Source organism: Lactobacillus sp. 23-2 (assembly GCF_044902225.1).
In the GTDB taxonomy this organism is placed as follows: Bacteria; Bacillota; Bacilli; order Lactobacillales; family Lactobacillaceae; genus Lactobacillus; species Lactobacillus absianus.
Genome location: NZ_JAOQBX010000091.1, coordinates 1 through 300, shown reverse-complemented (window position 1 = coordinate 300; position 300 = coordinate 1). Strand labels below are relative to the sequence as shown.

1 pseudogene is annotated in these 300 nt (G+C 50.7%); it reads right to left on the bottom strand.

Annotated features, from left to right (window positions below):
- Positions 1-300, bottom strand: a pseudogene (locus tag OCH80_RS10285) (transposase); the annotation flags it as partial.

The window sequence follows — 300 nt, the reverse complement described above, 5'->3', positions numbered from 1 at the left end:
TAGGCTTGCCCGGCATTTCGGCTTTGCGCTTTCTCAAAAGCGTGTAGATTCTTGCCCAGATTATCAAAGCGATGAACTGAATGAAGATCTTCGCTTCAGCCGCCTGGCTGCTTGCGACTCTGAATGAGCGATTGCCAAGGAAGGTCTTATCACTGCCAAACAGCTTCTCTGAGATGTCACGGCTCTTGTAAAGGTTCAAGGCTTCAGAGGCCGTCATCTTTTCAGAGGTCACGATCGCGAAATAGCCGCACAGCTGCAGCTCTCGTTCGATGACATCTTCCCGTTCCTCGTAGCCATAGA